The organism is Terriglobus aquaticus (assembly GCF_025685415.1).
In the GTDB taxonomy this organism is placed as follows: domain Bacteria; phylum Acidobacteriota; class Terriglobia; order Terriglobales; family Acidobacteriaceae; genus Terriglobus; species Terriglobus aquaticus.
This window is the reverse complement of sequence record NZ_JAGSYB010000001.1, coordinates 818,017-835,282: the sequence shown is the minus strand read 5'-3', so window position 1 is coordinate 835,282 and position 17,266 is coordinate 818,017. Positions and strand designations below refer to the sequence as shown.

Annotated in this window: 15 protein-coding genes; 9 read left to right on the top strand and 6 right to left on the bottom strand. The window is 64.6% G+C overall.

Translation table 11 applies throughout. The features are described from left to right. Positions 1 to 64: 64 nt before the first annotated feature. Positions 65 to 1,807, top strand: coding sequence for a M28 family peptidase (locus tag OHL12_RS03650; protein WP_263412477.1), 1,743 nt, complete (start codon positions 65 to 67; stop codon positions 1,805 to 1,807). 51 nt (positions 1,808 to 1,858) lie between these two features. On the opposite strand, the gene lysA is transcribed toward OHL12_RS03650, so the two are convergent. The 3 genes from lysA to OHL12_RS03635 form a co-directional block, all read right to left on the bottom strand. Beyond that, positions 1,859 to 3,160, bottom strand: a complete 1,302-nt coding sequence (gene lysA, locus OHL12_RS03645) for a diaminopimelate decarboxylase (RefSeq protein WP_399260580.1) — start codon at positions 3,158 to 3,160, stop codon at positions 1,859 to 1,861. A 129-nt stretch (positions 3,161 to 3,289) separates the two neighbouring features. Then, on the bottom strand, positions 3,290 to 3,694 hold the full coding sequence (locus OHL12_RS03640; protein WP_263412476.1) for a PspC domain-containing protein: 405 nt from the start codon (positions 3,692 to 3,694) through the stop codon (positions 3,290 to 3,292). Positions 3,695 to 3,815: 121 nt separating this feature from the next. After that, positions 3,816 to 5,027: a tetratricopeptide repeat protein gene (locus OHL12_RS03635; RefSeq protein WP_263412475.1), complete on the bottom strand. Its 1,212-nt coding sequence runs from the start codon at positions 5,025 to 5,027 to the stop codon at positions 3,816 to 3,818. A 171-nt stretch (positions 5,028 to 5,198) separates the two neighbouring features. On the opposite strand from OHL12_RS03635, the gene OHL12_RS03630 reads away from it, so the two are divergent. Next, entirely contained in the window at positions 5,199 to 5,822 is a 624-nt protein-coding gene (locus tag OHL12_RS03630) for a hypothetical protein (protein WP_263412474.1), read from the top strand. Positions 5,823 to 5,873: 51 nt separating this feature from the next. On the opposite strand, the gene OHL12_RS03625 is transcribed toward OHL12_RS03630, so the two are convergent. Beyond that, positions 5,874 to 6,704, bottom strand: a complete 831-nt coding sequence (locus tag OHL12_RS03625; RefSeq protein WP_263412473.1) for a tetratricopeptide repeat protein — start codon at positions 6,702 to 6,704, stop codon at positions 5,874 to 5,876. 219 nt (positions 6,705 to 6,923) lie between these two features. Between OHL12_RS03625 and OHL12_RS03620 the strand changes: the two genes are divergently transcribed. Beyond that, complete coding sequence (locus OHL12_RS03620; RefSeq protein WP_263412472.1) at positions 6,924 to 7,412, top strand: SET domain-containing protein; 489 nt, start codon at positions 6,924 to 6,926, stop codon at positions 7,410 to 7,412. 59 nt (positions 7,413 to 7,471) lie between these two features. On the opposite strand, the gene OHL12_RS03615 is transcribed toward OHL12_RS03620, so the two are convergent. Together OHL12_RS03615 and OHL12_RS03610 are read right to left on the bottom strand one after the other, a co-directional pair. Further along, positions 7,472 to 9,310, bottom strand: a complete 1,839-nt coding sequence (locus tag OHL12_RS03615; RefSeq protein WP_263412471.1) for a hypothetical protein — start codon at positions 9,308 to 9,310, stop codon at positions 7,472 to 7,474. Between the two features lie 220 nt (positions 9,311 to 9,530). Then, positions 9,531 to 10,007, bottom strand: coding sequence for a hypothetical protein (locus tag OHL12_RS03610; RefSeq protein WP_317889797.1), 477 nt, complete (start codon positions 10,005 to 10,007; stop codon positions 9,531 to 9,533). Between the two features lie 121 nt (positions 10,008 to 10,128). Between OHL12_RS03610 and dnaX the strand changes: the two genes are divergently transcribed. The 6 genes from dnaX to OHL12_RS03580 all read left to right on the top strand — a co-directional run bounded on the left by dnaX (position 10,129) and on the right by OHL12_RS03580 (position 17,260). Then, positions 10,129 to 12,468 (top strand): DNA polymerase III subunit gamma/tau, encoded by a 2,340-nt coding sequence (dnaX, locus tag OHL12_RS03605; RefSeq protein WP_263412470.1) that lies wholly within the window; start codon positions 10,129 to 10,131, stop codon positions 12,466 to 12,468. Between the two features lie 273 nt (positions 12,469 to 12,741). Next, positions 12,742 to 13,059, top strand: a complete 318-nt coding sequence (locus tag OHL12_RS03600) for a YbaB/EbfC family nucleoid-associated protein (RefSeq protein ID WP_263412469.1) — start codon at positions 12,742 to 12,744, stop codon at positions 13,057 to 13,059. Beyond that, positions 13,056 to 14,141: a serine hydrolase gene (locus OHL12_RS03595; RefSeq protein WP_263412468.1), complete on the top strand. Its 1,086-nt coding sequence runs from the start codon at positions 13,056 to 13,058 to the stop codon at positions 14,139 to 14,141. Before OHL12_RS03600 ends, OHL12_RS03595 begins: the two co-directional genes overlap by 4 nt. A 10-nt stretch (positions 14,142 to 14,151) precedes the next feature. After that, the gene (gene recR, locus OHL12_RS03590) at positions 14,152 to 14,760 is read left to right on the top strand and encodes a recombination mediator RecR (RefSeq protein WP_263412467.1); all 609 of its coding nucleotides are present in this window, start codon (positions 14,152 to 14,154) and stop codon (positions 14,758 to 14,760) included. Between the two features lie 2 nt (positions 14,761 to 14,762). Further along, positions 14,763 to 15,479 carry a cytochrome c oxidase subunit II gene (locus tag OHL12_RS03585; RefSeq protein ID WP_263412466.1) on the top strand — a complete coding sequence of 239 codons (717 nt, stop codon included), beginning with the start codon at positions 14,763 to 14,765 and terminating at the stop codon, positions 15,477 to 15,479. Beyond that, entirely contained in the window at positions 15,476 to 17,260 is a 1,785-nt protein-coding gene (locus OHL12_RS03580) for a cytochrome c oxidase subunit I (protein ID WP_263412465.1), read from the top strand. Before OHL12_RS03585 ends, OHL12_RS03580 begins: the two co-directional genes overlap by 4 nt. The last annotated feature ends 6 nt before the right edge of the window (positions 17,261 to 17,266 follow it).

The following is a 17,266-nucleotide window of genomic DNA, read 5'->3' as shown; positions in this document are numbered from 1 at the left end:
TCAACGCCAGCGCAACAGAACGAAGTATAGCAATGCCGACATACCTGCCGGTACGATCAAACGTATGCCTTCCCGGAATCGCCTGCTTGCCGCCGCGCTCGCTCTCTCCGCCATTGCTGCTGTTCCATCCGCCTCGCCTGCGCAGCGGCACGCAGCGCCGTCTCCGGCAGCGCAACCCGCCCGCGAAGCCATCGACCTCGACATGTACGCCCGCATCCGCGACGAAGGCTTCCTCCACTCCCACGTTATGGAGTACGCCAGCGCCCTCTTCGACGACATCGGCCCGCGCCTCACCGGCTCGCCCGCTATGGCCCGCGCCAACCAGTGGACCGCCGACCAGCTGAAAGCCATGGGCTGCTCCAATGCCCACCTGGAAAGCTGGGGCGACTTCGGCATGGCGTGGACGCAGCACTCCGCGTCCCTCGCCATGGTCAAACCCTCTTCCGGCGTCTTCCTCGCCCAGGCCACACCGTGGTCCCCTGCCACCCACGGCACCGTCACCGCAGAAGTCATCAAGGTGCCCGGGTTCAAGAAGGAAGCCGACTTCGCCGAGTGGAAGGGCAAGCTCCGCGGCAAGATCGTCCTCTACGGTCACTCCGGCTCCGGCGATCCCACCGTCGATCCCGACAAGGTGCCCGCCATGCAGCACTACGACGCCGCAAAGCTGCGAGAGATCGCCGCCTACCCGCTCAACGGCGACATGAGCGAGCAGGACGTGCTCCCCGTCTCCGACCCCAAGTTCCAGGAAGCCATTAAGAACTTCGGCTTTCAGGAAAGAGCTGGCGCCTTCTTCGCCTCGGAAGGCGCTGCCGCCATCCTGGTACCCGGCGGCTCCGGTGGCGTCCTCCACAACGACACCAACGCCTCCATGGGCTGGTACGTCTACCGGCCAGAGCATCGCCAGGCCGTCCCCGAAGAGGTGATCTCCGACGAAGCCTACGGCCGCATGGACCGCCTTCTCAGCAACAAGGTCCCCGTCACGGTCGAGCTCGCCACCAACACCGAGTTCGGCGACGAGCACGCCCAAGGCTTCAACACCGTCGCGGAGATCCCCGGCACCGACCCACAGTTCAAAGATCAGGTCGTCCTCGTCGGCGGCCACCTCGATAGCTGGATCGGCGGTACCGGCGCTACCGACAATGGTGCCGGCTCCATCGTCGCCATGGAAGCCATGCGCATCCTCAACACCCTCCACGTCCACCCGCGCCGCACCATCCGCATCGCTCTTTGGAGCGGAGAGGAGCAGGGCCTCTACGGCTCCATGGGCTACGTGGGCAGCCACTACGCCACCTTCCACTACGCTCCCGCCGCGAAGGACGCGCCAGAGATCCCCGACTTCCTTCGCGTCATGAGCACCCCGCCCACTCCAAAGCCGGAAGCCGCAAACCTCGACGCCTACTACAACCTCGATAACGGCACCGGCAAACTCCTCGGCATCTACACCGAAGGCAACAGCGGCATCTCCGACATCTTCCAGCAGTGGATGGCACCCATCGCCGACCTCGGCATGACCACCGTCAGCCAGCGCAACACCGGCTCCACGGACCACGTCCCATTCCAGCTCGCCGGGCTGCCCGGCTTCCAGTTCATCCAGGACCCGCGCGACTACGACAGTCGCACCCACCACACGAACCTCGACACCTACGACCACCTCAGCGAGCCCGACCTGAAGCAGGCCGCCGTCATCGAAGCCATCTTCCTCTACAACACCGCGCAGCGCGACAGCATGCTGCCCCGCCCCTCGATTCCCATGGGCCTGGCCAACGACAGACCGCTCAGCAATCTCTACCCGGACGCGCAGAAGTAGATAGACGTTCCCGCCACAAAGACTTGCGCCTGACATCGTCAGGCGCAATCGCTACACCATCTCCGGAGCAAACAACTCCTCATACGTCTCGCGGCGCCGGATCAGCTTCGCCTCACCGCTCCGCACCAGCACCTCCGCCGGCCGTAGCCGCGTGTTGTAGTTCGAGCTCAAACTCAACCCGTACGCGCCGGCGTCCAGCAGCGCGACCAGATCACCTTGCTCCAGCTCCGGCAGGCTGCGATCCCGCGCAAAGAAGTCTCCGCTCTCACACACCGGCCCGACCACGTCCACCGTCTCCGCTTCGGCATCAGCCACCTGCATCACCGGCACAATCTCGTGGTGTGCCTGGTACAGCGCCGGCCGGATCAGGTCGTTCATCGCCGCGTCCGTGATCACGAACTTCTTCTCGCCATTGCGCTTCGTGTACAGCACCCGGCTCACCAACGCCCCAGCCTGCCCCACCAGGAAGCGCCCCGGCTCAATCAGGAGGTGCGCGTCCAAATCGCCCAGCGCCGCACGGACCGCGTTCGCATACGCGCACACCTTCGCCGCCGGGCTGAACTCCTCCGCGCCGTACTCAATGCCCAGTCCCCCGCCGCCGTCCACCGTGCGGATGTTCGCGCCGTCGGCCCGCAGCTCCCGTACCAGCGCAACCACCCGCTCCATCGCCGCCTGAAACGGCTCCACCTGCCGGATCTGCGACCCGATGTGAACGCTCACGCCCGTCGCTTCCAGCCAAGCATGCTCGCGGAACCGCGCATACACCCCGCGCGCCAGCCCGATCGCAATCCCAAACTTGTGCGCACTCAACCCGGTCGAGATATACGGATGCGTCTCCGCAAACACATCCGGGTTCACCCGCAGCGCAAACCGCGCCTTCCGCTGCAACAGCTCCGCACGCTCCGCCAGCAGCTCCAGCTCGGCTTCACTCTCCACGTTGAATTGCAGAATGCCCGCCGCCAGCGCCGAGTCCATCTCCTCCGCCGTCTTTCCCACGCCGCTGAACACGACGCGTCCGGTCCACTCGTGAGCGCGTTCCGGCCCGGCCGCAGCGATCACGCGCGCCAGTTCCCCTCCACTCACAATGTCGAAGCCGCAGCCCTGATCGCCCAGCAATCGAAGAATCCCCAGCGCTGAGTTCGCCTTTACCGCGTAGCAAACCGTATGCGCGCGGTCGGCAAACGCGTTCTGAAACATCCGCGCCCGCTCCACGATCTGGTCACCCGAGTACACATACAGCGGTGTCCCATACTCCTGCGCCAGCGACCGCAATTCCACGCTGCTGCCGCCACCCACACAACACAACTCGTCGCCGCACACCGCAAACGGCCGTCCACTCGCTTCCAACTTCAACAGGTCCACCCTCCAAGGCTATCGCAGCAGCAACGCAGAACCTCCGCCAGCACTCAAGCCGAGCCAACGCAAAAGGGGCGCAGTCAGCCTGCGCCCCTTCGCTTCGATCATCCACTCCGACACATAAACCTAGCTGTTCTGCGAGCCTCCACCCGGCTCTACCGGACCCTGGTGTGTCGGCCCGCCCGGGTACTGCGCCGGTGGCTGCGGCGGCGGATACGACCCGGCATGCGGCGGCGGATACGCCCCCGGATGCTGCGGCGGAGCATATCCCTGCGCCTGCGGTGGCGGATATCCCGCGTACCCTTGCGGTGGAGGCGGCGGGTATCCCGCGTACGGCGGCAGCGCGAACGGCTCCTCCGGCAGCACGATCCACAGCACGATGTACGCCAGCACACCCGTTCCAGCAAACAGCACCAGCACCACCCAGATCAGGCGCACCACGTTGCTGTCCCAGCCCTGGTTCCGTGCAATCCCGCCGCAAACCCCGGCGATCTTCCGATCCAACCGCGATCGCATCAACGTTCCGCCCATCGCTTGCCTCCGTGGCCTCACTCTACGCCACACGGATGTCTACGCAATCTCCCCTGCTGCGGTTCCGCAACCCCACATGTCACCCAACGCCACCGGGCAACACGCTCCGCGCGCCGCAGTCCTAGCGCCCGGCGTACGGCGTTCGCAGATACCGCTTCGCCTCGCCCGTCTGCGACTGGTCTCCACCCGGCGCGCTCGCCAGCGTGTACTGCTGCACCGCCGCGTCCCTCTGGTGCAACAGGTCGAGCATCTCGCCCGCATTCAACTCCGCGCGTTTCCGCATCCAGTCGCTGCAGTTCGGCTGCTGCGCCGCCTTCGCGTAGTTCTGCGCGGCATCGTTCACGTCGCCCTGCCCACGCTGCGTCTCGGCCAGCCCAAACAGCGCAAGCTGCAGCCGCGTCTCCACAAAGTAGCCCGGCTTTCCCGCGTCCGCGATCACCTTCTGATAGATCGCAATCGCCTCCGGTCCACGACCCGCGTCCTTCATCAGGTTCGCCTCTTCCAGCCGATACAAATAGTCGTGCGGATACTCCTCCGCCAGCCGGTGCGCTACGTCGTAAGCCTCGGCATACCTCCGGTCATGCCGCAGAAACAGGCTCAGCGCCGTCTGCGCCTGCACCTTGGTCGCATTCCCGTGCTCGGCGCAGTCGCGCAGCAGGACTAACCCCTGCTCCTTGTTCCCGCCAATCCCGGCAATGCCCACCAGCATGCGCACCATTCGTGGCAGGCTGGCCACGGCAAACTGCTGAATGCCCACCGCCATCTTGGCGTCCGTGTAGTCCGGGTCCAGCTTCAGCACCTGCTCACTATCGTTGCGGCTGCTCAACCCCTGCCGGGCCGCTCCCGCAAAGCTGTGGTCCGCCAGCGTCGTGAACGCCGCATGCAGCCCCTTCGCATACCCTCGCGCGAAGTATGCGTCCTTGTCCTGCCCATTCGCCTTGATGCGCGCGTCCGCCAGGGCAATCGCACCATCCGTCAGGTCTTCGATCCGCTTGCGCACCACCGGATCGATGCTCACCTTGCGCCCGCTCGACAGGAAGTTCTCCCGCGCATAGTACGTCGTGTCCAGCAGGTCCTGCCGGTACAGTTCGCGAAACTCCACCACCATCAGCACATACGCGTTCGCCATCGGATCCTGCGGATGCGCCCGCAGCACGGCCTCAAATCGCTGGGCCGCGCCGTCGTAATCCAGGTTGTAAAAGTGCTGCAAGCCGTCGCGCACCGCCGGGTCCAGGTTCAACGGATACGTGTGCTGCGCCTGTGCCAAACCGCACGTTCCCAACAACCCCGCCAGCACACATCCCGCCACCACCCTCAAACCGCGTCCAGCCAAACGTTTCTCCTTGCTAGGTCTGCAACTATGACGCAAAGGCGCTTGCACTTGTTGCGCTTCCATCGTTCGGTCGGCGCGCGCGCGGCTTCTGTCGTGCTAAGTATGAAGGCTAAGACCATCTTCCGGCCGCGATCGAAGCTTGCGACGAGGACTGGAAACACGGCAGGCATCATGACCCGTATTGAGCTATTGCAGCACCTGATCACACAGGCCCGCGAAAACGGATTCGAATTTCGCAAATGGTTTCGATCTCACACCGCGCGCCCCTGGACCACGGCCATGGAAGCCGTTGAGTGGCTGTCCCAGGGCAGTCGCGCCCACATGCTTCTCTTCTCGCAAGACTTCGCCAGGTACTTCTTCCGCGAAGGCGAGCGCATCCGTTTCATCCAGCCCGCACTCGCCTACCAGCGCGTGGGCCCCGACGGTTCGATCAAGCAGATCCGGCGTCGCGCCCACACCCGCCAGTCCAACCGCGAAGACGTGTGGCTCTACCACCTCCGCGAGATGGCGGCGGCGGAAGAGCCGCTCCGCTACATTCGCCGTTATCTGCTTCTGGACGAGGTCCTTCAGGAGGCAAGCCAGGTCGAGGCGGAAACAGAACAGGCGACCCACATCGATCCACTTGCCCCTGTTCCCGGTCGCGGAAAGCAAGCGGCCTCCTCCGCTGCCGCTCCGCCCTCACGCATCGGCGCAACATCCGACAGCGCGAGCCACATCCCAGCGCACCTGCGCGCCATGCAGGCCGCCCTGCCCGATCCCCTCGACTACGACGACGAACTTCTCGTCCGCGACTGAAGCAACAGCGACCGTCTAACCCGCAGTATTAGCGACCGCCCCGCAGCACCCTCACTTGCCCAGCTTCGCCAACAACTTCTGAGCATCCTTCGTATGCTCATCGTCCGGCGCAAGCGCCAGGTACGCCCGCAACTGCACCGCAGCATCCTGGTTTCGCTTCTGCTTCAGCAACAACTGCGCCATCGCAAAGTGAGCCTCCGGATCGTCCGGATTGTGCTGCAGGGCATCCTTGAACCGCGCCTCCGCACCGGCAAAGTTCCCGTCGTTCAGGTAAAACCGCCCGACCTTCAGATCGTCGGCCACACGGCTCTGCTCCAGCTTCACCCGCGCCGCGCTTGAATCCGCATGGCTGCCCAGATCCTTCAGCGTCGCCGACTTCACTGGCGTGTCGGACCCCGACGTAGTCGGAGCCACATCATCGTCGTCCGCAGCAGAACTGGAAGACGAGGACGATGAACTCGATGAGGACGACGACGAAGAGCTCGATCCCGCTGGGTTCGGCAGCGGGCCTCGCGGATCAGGCTGCCCATTCGGCAACAGCGGCTGCATCGACTCCGCCGGCGGGTCCGCATCCTTGCCCGAAGGCATGTCACTCGTATCCGGCTTCGTTGCGGCCTTGGCAGCTTTCGCGGGCCGTGGCGACGGCAGCTCCCCCGGCACATCCGCATCCGCCCCGGTCGGCATATCGCTCGTGTCCGGAGCCTTGGCCGCCGCCGCAGGCGCATCGGACGCCGCGTTCTTTGCCTCGCACTTCTGCTTCGCCTTGCCCTTCAGCACCGCGCAGTCTTCCTTCAAAATGCTCGGCGGCGGCACCGCCTGCGCCCGAGCCGTCACTCCCACACCGCCCAGCACCAACACGCCTATCCAGGCCAAGCCTCGCACCGACTCACCTCGCATCGTCAGCCTCCGCACCCCTGCGTCACTCGCCACCGGCATCCCTCAACCAACTCATTAGACGCCCGCCACCAACGCCGCGCTACCCCCGCCACGAGCAAGCACTACCAGCCACCCCGCAACAGAACGCACCGAACCAGCCGCCCACCCACTGACTGGCTGACGGCCGACTTGCTGACTCGCTAACTAGCTGACATACTCGCCACCATGCCGCCTGCCTCGCGCGATCGCATCACCCAGCGTCCCGATCTGCTCATCCGCTCCTCCGCCGTCCACGGCGCCGGCTGCTACACCCTCACGCCCATCCGAAAGGGCGCGCGCATCCTCGAGTACGACGGCCCGCGACTCTCCAAGTCCGCCGCCGACGAACGCTACGCCGACCGCGACATCACCTACCTCTTCTCCGTCGGCGACAACGGCGAGGTCATCGACGGCTTCGGCGCCGCCATGTTCATCAATCACTGCTGCTCGCCCAACTGCCAGACCGAAGAGGTCGACGAGCGCATCTTCATCCTCGCCCTCCGCAACATCGCTCCCGGCGAAGAGCTCACCTACGAGTACCACCTCCACGACTCCGACCAGGACGACCAGCCCTGCTTCTGCGGCGCCCCCAACTGCCGCGGCACCATGTTCTCGCCCGCCGAAGTCAAACGCCGCAAGAAACTCGGCCTCCCGCTCACCCTCCGCAAGCCGTAGTCTCGCCGAACAGAAAAGGGCGCAGGCAATGCCCGCGCCCCTCACAGCACCACTCGGCGCTAGAACCGTCCCGCCTGCATGTACATCTGCACCAGCACCGGATCGTTCGCCTGCCAGAAGTCCACGATCCCCGCCAGCACGTCGCCCTGCTGCACCGCCTGCACCAACTGCGGCCGGTACTGCTCAAGCGTCGACGCCGCCACATCGTTCACCAGGTTCACTCCAAACGCATTCGGGTAGTACTGGTACACCGACGCCGGCGTCCCCAGGTCCGTGTGGAACAGGAAGCTGTAGAACGGTGCCGTATACGCGTAATACCGCGGCGTGCTCTCCTCCGGAATCAGCAGGAATCCGGGCATGTCCGTGATCAGCTTCTGGAAGATCGCCGGGTCCAGCGTTCCCCCGTTCGCATCCACGCTCGAGTCCACGTAGAACATAGTCGCGCCCCACCGCTTGTTCGCAAACCGGATCTTGTTCTCCAGGTTCGCAATCACCGCCGCATTGGTCGGGAGGTCATTCTGGCTCGCCGTTCCGTTGCCCGCCAGCACGAACTGCTGCGGCCGCACGCACACTCCCACCTTCAGCCCCGCCGAGGTCATCGTTTTGAAGTACGCATCATCCAGCCGCTGACCGTAGTACCGTGAACCCTTGTCCAGCACCCGCAACTCCATCTCCGGCGCAACCCGCGCAATCTGGTCCGGGGAACACACATAACTCGTGTTCATCGGAAACTGCTCGCCCTCCACGTCCCACGTCATCACGCCTTGCGCATTCATCGCTTTGGCATTCGCAACATTCGCCTGCGCCACGGCCAATATGCGGTTCTGGAACGCCTGCAGCCCCGCCCGCGTCGTCACATCCACGCTCGCATCGTTGAAGTAGCGGCGTGGATTCGTCGGGAAGCCACCCGGCTGCGTGCTGTCCGTGGCACCCTGCGGCGAACTCGCCAGGTACGCCGTCCCCATCAGCCGATGATCCGTCCACGTCATCTGGCTCGGATACGTCTTCGCAAAGCTCGCATACGCATCGCTCGCATCGGCCGCGGTTCCCTCAGGCGTGAACCGCAGCGAAACCGTATACGTGAACGTCTCTCCCGGATTCACCGGACGATCCACCCGCGGCAGAAACGTCGCCAGCCCGTCCGGTGCCGACGTCGTCATCAACGGCACATACGCATTGCCGCCCAAGCTCTTCCATCCGGCGTACATCGGCACACTCTCGTCCGGCACCACGCTCGTCACCACGCCCTGGCCGTAATCCGCCACGCTCACGCCCGGCCCCGTCGTCGTAATCGCATCCTGCGAGTAGCCATAGAACCCCTTCGGGTCCTGCGGAAACTGCATCGTCAGCGCATCCACCTCGGCGCCGTCGAAGATCACGCCCGAGCCCGCATCGTTGCTCTCCGTGATCACCACATTCAGCGTGTCGCCGCTCTGCACAAACTGCGTCCGGATCGACCCCCACTGGAACCAGTACGTCTGCGTCTGCGTGGCCGCGTCCCACTGCGTCCCGTTGTTACTCTCGCCCCAACCGTACTGCCCCGTGTTCACCAAATTGCCGTTCAGGTCGGTCGACTTCATGTGCCAGATGTGAAACGCGTCCTCCGGGTGCGCACCGGCGTCCATCAGCGTCACGCCCGCGTAGCTCAGCGTTTGCACGCCCTTCGCCCCATAGCTCACCTGCAGTCCCTGCGCATGCGCCATCGCCGGACCTGCCATCGCAATCAGGCCCGCAAACGTGACGAGGCCGCGCCAGCGGAGCCTGCCTCTGCCCGCACCGCCGCGCGACGCCGACGCGACGCCTGCAACAGCCTTGGAGAATGAAAACGTCGAGCGCGCACCAGCGTTCTTCGGCGCGCACAGGGGCAAGCACTTGGCCAGGTTGGCAAGCACAGTCATAGTCCGGTTCCTTTGTCATAGGAGCGCGACTCTGCGCGGCGCGGTCACGTCGGCGTCGTGTCAGAGCGGGGCTAACGTGTCGGGCAGAAGCGAGCCACGTGCGGGCTCTGCGCTACTTTCTATCACGGAGAAGGCCGCGTACTCGGTACACCTCTAACGCTCCCAAAACAGAAACGTCCCGGCCCTTTTCGCAAGGACCGGGACGCTCCAACACAGAGCTCTAGTGGCGTCCGCCGCCACCGAAATGGCCACCACCACCGGGCCGCCCGCCGCCCACGAATCCGGGGCTGTGCTCTCCCTCCGGACCGTGCCCGGGATTCCCTATGTGGCCCAGACCGTCTCGCCCTTCGTTCCCGTGGAAGTGATTGAACGCTCCCTCACCCCGGTCCGGCAGCGGCCCGTTGTAACCCCGCCGCGGATCGAACCGGTTGTCCACGTGTCCGTAAAAACCGTGGCCGCCGTGGAACCACGGTCCGGCACCGATGAACACCCCGTTCGTGAACCAATCCGGGCCATAGTACCCGTACGGCGCACAACTATACGGCGCATAGTCGAAATACCCATAGGGACACACCGGAGCAGGACCAACATTCACTCCAATGCTGATCTGGGCCGGTCTCGCCGCCGTTCCAACCGCAAACAGGCTGGCAAGACCACACACTGTCACAATCCTCGACGCTACCTTCGATATGGCCAAAGTCTCTCTCCTAGCAGTCCGTTAGAGCGAAATCACAGCAACGGAGTTGCGTACTCTCCACCTGCCCCGATTCGTGCCCGCCAACCGTTCCGCCGTCCCGACCCGGCAGTAAACTAACCCTGTGCCGTACCAGGTTCTAGCCCGCAAGTACCGTCCTCTCCGCTTCGGCGACGTCGTGGGCCAGGACCACGTCACCCGCACGCTCCAGAACGCGCTCGAACAGGGTCGCGTCGCGCACGGCTACATCTTCTCGGGCCATCGCGGCATCGGCAAGACCACCATCGCGCGCATCCTGGCCTCCGCGCTCAACTGCCAGCGCACCATCGGCTCGCCCGAACGCCCCACGCCCGAGCCCTGCCTCACCTGCGATAGCTGCCGCGAAATCCGTCAGGGCAACGCCGTCGACGTCATCGAAATCGACGCCGCCACCAACCGCGGCATCGACGAGATCCGCGAACTCCGCGACGCCGCCCGCTACCGGCCCGCCCGCGACCGCTTCAAGATCTACATCCTTGACGAGGCGCACCAAATCACCGACGCCGCCTTCAACGCCCTCCTGAAGACCCTCGAAGAACCACCCGAGCACATCGTCTTCATGATGGCGACCACCGAGCCCGAAAACATCCCGCAAACCATCCGCTCACGCTGCCAGCACTTCAGCTTCCACGCCGTCAAGCTTGACGACATCCTCGGTCAGCTCCGCAAGATCGCCGTCGACGAGAACGTGCTCGCCGACGACGCCGCCCTCGACCTGCTCGCCGAAGCCGGCGACGGCTCCATGCGCGACGCGCTGTCCATCATGGACCAGGCCATCGCCTCCGCTCCCGTCGTGCAGGAAGGTGGCATCGCCAAGCCCCAGCTCTCCGCCGCCGAAATCCGCGACCTCATGGGCTCCGTGCCAAACACCGTCTTCGAAGAGATACTCGAACACGTTTCGGCCAACTCGGCCTCTGGCGTCCTCACCACCGCCAACCGCCTGCTCGACGCCGGCAACTCCCCCGCCCAGATCGCCCGGCAGTTCGTCCGCTACCTCCGCAACACTGTCGTCGCCAAGATCGCGAACCTCACCCCCGACTCGCCCGACACCGAACTCCTCCAGATCTCCCCCGACGAACGCCGCCGCGCCGCACGCTCCGCCATGCTCTTCACCGAAGAGGAGCTCACCCGCTTCATGCAGGTCATGCTGCGCACCTTCGACGACCTCGGCTTCCGGCAGGAACAGCGCTTTCACCTCGAACTCGGCCTGCTCAAGCTCGTCCACCTCCAGCGCCTGCTCCCCATGGAGCACTTCCTCTCCCAACTCCCGCGGCCCGACACCACGCGCCGCATCGCTACTCCGACGCCGGCCCCGCGCCCTGCCACGCCGACGCCATCGTCGCGCACCGCTGATGCGGGAAAACCTCAATCCAGCTCGCCAGCACAAACCACCCAGGCCGAAGCAGCGAACTCCCCTGTCCAGGACCAAACGGAATCCGGGCCCCACGTCCTTCAGGGACGTGCGAGTGGACAAAACCAGCCCGCACCGGCCACTGCACCCTCACCTGAAGCACCTACCCGGCCTTCGCCCATATCGGCCACGGTAGCTTCGTCCGCACCCACCCCAACCGTGTCATCGCAACCGGAGGATGCACACCGTGCGTCCGTAGTGGAAAAGGCCGCTTCTCTGCTCGAACAGACCAGCACGCCAGCCGCACCGCCGGTCCATTCATCGCCCTTCGACAAATCGCCCCGGCCGATCTCACCATTCGACAAACCAGCCCAGCCGCAGCCCAGCCCAGCCAACAGGCTTTCGGAGGGATCGGCTTTCAGCCCGGTCACCGCCACCCCTGCAACGGACGGGGCCTCAGCCCCTGAGGGAGTCGCGCCTAAGCCTTCCGTCGGACCGGGACCTCGCATCGTCCCGCCGCTCGCCCAACCGGGCGCAAAAACCGGCCCTGACCCATCCACCGGCATCGACGCTCACCTCCCGCCCATCGACTCCTACGAACTCGACGCTCTAAATGTGCAGGACGGCGACACCGAACCGCCACCACCGCCGGATCGCGAGGCTCAAGCCACAGCGGAGCCTTCGTCGGAGGCAAGCACCCTGCAGGCAGCCGCCGTCGAAGCCCTCTTCGCCACCGGCTCGCAGAACTCGGCCGCCGAACAGCTCGAAGAGACCACCTGGACCGTCACGAGGGGCGAAGTTCAGATTCAGACCTCGCTTTCCAAGCCGCTGATGAACACTATCTTCCGCGCAGACACCCAGGCCATCATTCGCGGGGCCATCGCAAACAAGGGCGGCGCGGGCCTCAAGCTCGTCTTCCTTCCCGGCACCGTCGCCAACAAGGCCACCGCCGCTCCCAAGAAGCCACGCACCGGCTCCGCCCAGGCCAAAGCCCTCGAACACCCCACAGTGCAGGCCGCCCAGCGTCTGTTCAACGCCGAAATCACGAACGTCTTCGACCTTCGCAAAGACTGACCTGGCAATCGGGCTGTCAAGCCCCTTCGCACCCGCGTGTGCACGTAAACGCCTCAATTCTCATGATTTCCGGATTACAAATAGTTGGCGCACCATTTGGCGCGGCTCGCTAAAATGGAGATAGAGGCTTTCTCCCGTTTTTAGACTGGTCGTCCAAGTTCAACGTGCACAGGAACTTACGCGTAAGTTGTCCCGGATGAAGAACTTGCAGCGACCCTCAATGGGAACACTCGTAGATAGAAGAACTTAGCGGAACAAGCGGAGGGGGGCACCATGGACATGTCGAAGCTCCAGGAAATGCTCGGACAGGCACAGCAGATGCAGTCCAGCATGGAACAGAAAATGAGCCAAACCGTCGCGGAGGCGTCCTCCGGCGGCGGTCTGGTAACCGCCCGCGTCAACGGCCGCAAAGAACTCCTTCGCCTCAAGATCGACCCCACGGCACTCAGCGCCAGCGGCTCCGACGTCGAGATGCTCGAAGACCTCATCACCGCTGCCATCAACGAAGCCGGCCGCAAAGCCGACCAGCAGATGCAATCTGCCAGCCAGGACATGCTCGGCGGCCTCGACCTGAACAACCTGCTCGGATGAGAACACCGCGCCCGCTCCAGATCGCCCTCGGCGCCATCCTCGCCGCCGCAGCCGCCCACGCCCAAACCGCCCCAAAGCCGCCGGCACCTCACTACCCAACGCCGGCCGACGCGGCGAAAGAGATCGCCGACCTGCCCGAGCGCCTCGCCGACATTGCCGTCGCGCACCACGGCAAAGTCGCCCTCTACGCAATCCAACTCAACACCGGCAAGACTGCAGCCATCGACGCCGATCACGTCGTCCAGACCGCCAGCACCATCAAACTCGCCCTGCTCTGGGAAGCCGAGCGGCAGGTCGCGCTCGGCAAGGCAAACTGGTCCGACAAGATCACCCTGCAGCCCGGCGAAGGCGTCGCCGGCTCCGGAATTCTGCACTTCCTCGACACGCCGGTCACGCTCACACTGAAGGACGTCGCAACGATGATGGTCATCGTCAGCGACAACACCGCGACCAACCTGATGATCGACCGCTTCCCAACGGCACAGGTCGACGCCGACATGCTCGCCCTCGGCCTCGACCAGACCTGGCTTTACAAGAAGGTGATGAAGCCCGCGACCGGACCCATGCCGGCGGATCAGCCGAAGTACGGTTTGGGCAAAACTACGCCGCGCCAGATCGCCAGCCTGATGGAACGGCTCGGCCGCTGCCAGCTCAACCTCCCCGGCACGCCGACAATCGATCCTGCGAAAGCAACGGCGGCCTGCGCCGTCGGCCTCGACATGTTGCGAAACCAGTTCTACCGAGAGACCGTTCCGCGCTACCTGGAAGGCGTGGACTCCTCCGAAGAAGGTTCCGCGATCGCCAGCAAAACTGGCTCGCTGAACGCGACCCGCTCCGACGTCGCCATCGTCGCGGCAAAAACCGGCCCGATCGTTATGGCGATCTACACCTACGACAACGAAGATCAGGGCTGGAGCGTCGACAACGAAGGCGAAGTCACCATCGCCAAGCTTGCCCAAGCTATAGCGAACACGTGGTCGCCGGCCGGAACTGACGCAAAACAGCTCAAGCCGGGTCTCGGCCTGCTGGTCTCTGCGGGTGCCGCAGCCGGTAAGCGGAGCGCCACGGCAACGCCGCAGTAAGCTGAAAGCGGTGGAACGTTTCGCACAACCGATGGCTCGGCTCATTGACGAGCTGCGCAAGCTGCCAGGCGTGGGCGCCAAGTCGGCCCAGCGGCTCGCGTTTCACATTCTGCGCTCGCCCGAGTCCGACGCGGAAGCGCTCTCAAACGCGATCCGCGCGCTGAAAGCGCAACTCCGGCTCTGCTCGGTGTGCAACAACGTCACCGACGTCGATCCGTGTATCTACTGCGCATCGCCCACGCGCTCTCATCGCACGGTGTGCGTTGTCGAGGAGCCGACCAACATCGCCGCCATTGAGAAGACACGCGGCTTCAACGGCGTGTATCACGTGCTGCACGGAACGCTCTCGCCGCTGAATGGGATTGGACCCGAGCAACTGCGGACGGCTAATCTCTTCAACAGGTTGGCGGAGATCGATGAAGCAATTCTTGCACTCTCGCCAACGGTGGAGGGCGAAGCCACTTCGCATTGGCTGGCAAACGAACTGCATCGCGCCCAGAGCCGCGAACACCCAATCAGGATCACTCGCATCGCGACCGGCGTTCCCGCAGGCAGCGACATTGAATACGCCGACGAGATCACGATGAGCCGCGCGCTGGAGCACCGGCGGGAGCTCTGACGATGCAGTTTCACTGGCACATGCCCGCGAACGCCGCCCTTCACGGCGCCGCACTCGACGGCCAGATGAGACTCAACCTCGCCATTTTCGCCGCGCTATGCGTGCTGGCGCAGGCACTGCTGGTGGCAGGTATTCTGCTACGTCGCGGGCCGCAGCCGCTGGGGCATAAGCGATGGCGCCTGGAGTACGTGCCCATCGCTGCCTTCACCGCTCTGTTCTTTGCCCTGGCGTGGCACTCGGAGCGGCTCTGGGCGGCAATGCGCTACGGCGGCGCCGATCCCGCCGCGATGCAGGTGGAAGCCATCGGCATGCAGTTTGCGTGGTACTTCCGTTACCCCGGCAAGGACGCCGCGTTTGGCTCGACCAACCTGCGCCTCGTCGCGCCCGGGGAAGGCAATCCGGCCGGCATCGATCCGGCGGATGAACGAGGTCGCGACGACTTCGTTCGCAGCGCGCTGGTACTGCCGGCAGGGCGCGAAGTCGACCTACGCCTGCGTGCGCTGGACGTGATCCACGGCTTCAGCATTCCAGCTTTGCGCATCAAGCAGAATGCCCTGCCCGGGCAGGTCTTCCACATCCACTTCACGCCGTCGATCCCGGGCGAGTATTCCATCCTCTGCACGCAGGTTTGTGGCCTCGGCCACTACCGCATGCAGGCTGTGGTTCGGGTTCTGCCGGCCGCGGAGTTCGATACCTGGGTGCGGGAGCAGCGTCCATGAACCGCGAGACGCAGAGCGCCGCAACGGCTTCTACCCTGAGCGATGCACGGCATCTCGTCGGCACCGTCGTCAGGCCGCGTTGGCGAGAGCACCAGAGAATCGGACTTGGCTACCTGGGCATCGCGCTGTTTGCGCTGGGCATCGGCGCGTTCCTATCTCTGCTGATGCGGGTTCATCGCGTGTTGCCCGCGCTCTCGCTGCCGTTCCTCGGAGTGTCCAGGCCCGAAGACTACCTGGCCTGGGTCACGATGCACGGCACCTTGATGGTGTTTTTCGTGCTCACTGTCGCTCCTCTGAGCGGCTTTGCGAACCTCGTTCTGCCGGAACAGCTTGGCAGCCGCACGATGGCGCTGCCGCTGGTGAACAAGGTCGCGCTTTGGCTCACCGCACTGGCGTTGCTGGTACTGCTTGCCGCATTCTTCGTGCCGGGCGGCATACCCATTGGCGGTTGGTCGGCTTATCCGCCGCTCAGTGTTCTGCCCGATGCCGGGCCCGGCCAGGCCACCGGCATGGATCTGTGGCTGCTTTCGCTGGCGATCTTCTGCATCGCATCGACGCTGGGAGCCGTGAACCTGGTGGTCACCGTGATCCGTTGCCGATGCGCAGGCATGACCTACGAACGCATGCCGCTGACGGTATGGAGTTGGCTGGTGACTTCCTTGCTGACCGTGCTGGCATTCAGCGTGCTCCTGGCCGCACTCGTGATGCTGTTCTGCGACCGGCATCTGGGAACGGCCTTTTTTGTGCCTTCACTCACTTGGGTTAGCGGTGCCGTGCAGCAGCGCGTGGGTGGCGGTTCGCCCCTGCTGTGGCTTCACCTCTTCTGGTTCTTCGGGCACCCGGAGGTGTACATCGCGATCCTGCCCGGCATGGGGCTGGTAACGATGCTACTGGGCACGTTCGCGCGACGCCGCATCATTGGCTATCGCCTGATGATCGGCACAACATGGCTGATCGGTGTGCTGGGCCTGCTGGTCTGGGGACACCACATGTTCGTCGCGGGCCTGAACCCATTTGCCGGCACAGCGTTCGAAGTTTCAACCATGGCCATTGCCCTGCCCTCGACGGCGAAGGTTTTGAACTGGCTGGTGATCCTGTGGAGGTCGCGCCCAAAGATGCAAACGCCGATGCTGTGGGCGCTGGGCTTTGTATCGATCTTCGTCACTGGCGGCCTGACGGGACCCATCCTGGCACAGCCAGCGCTCGATTCCTACCTGCACAACACATTCTTCGTCGTCGGTCACTTTCACCTGATCATGGCGATGGCCGCGCTCTTCGGAATCTTTGCCGGCGTAGCGTACTGGTTTCCGCTGATGACCGGCCGCATGCTGAGCGAGCGCTTGGGACGCTGGCATTTCTGGTGGACGGTGTTTTTCGCCTACAACACGTTCTTCCCTATGCTGCTGACCGGCCTGTCTGGCGAGCCCCGGCACTACGCGCAACTCGACGGGCTTGCCGGGGTCGCGGGCGCGCTGGTTCGCTCGACCTTGCCGCTGGAGCGTCACATCACGGCGAGCGCAATCCTGCTCGCGACCGGACAGTTGCTGTGGGTCGCCAACGTGATCCGGAGTTGGAGGCGAGGTCAGCCGGCGACACCGAACTCATGGTTGTCGACGACCATGGAATGGGCGCCTCAGGACACCGATCTGATCTGCCATCGGGCGCCGTGCGAGTACGGTCTACCGTCGCAGCCGGCCGATCATCGCGCCGTTTTCGCTGACACCGACGAAAGCGGAGCGCCATTTTTGCCGCAGTGGGCCACGGAGCCAACGGCGGAGTAGTATCGG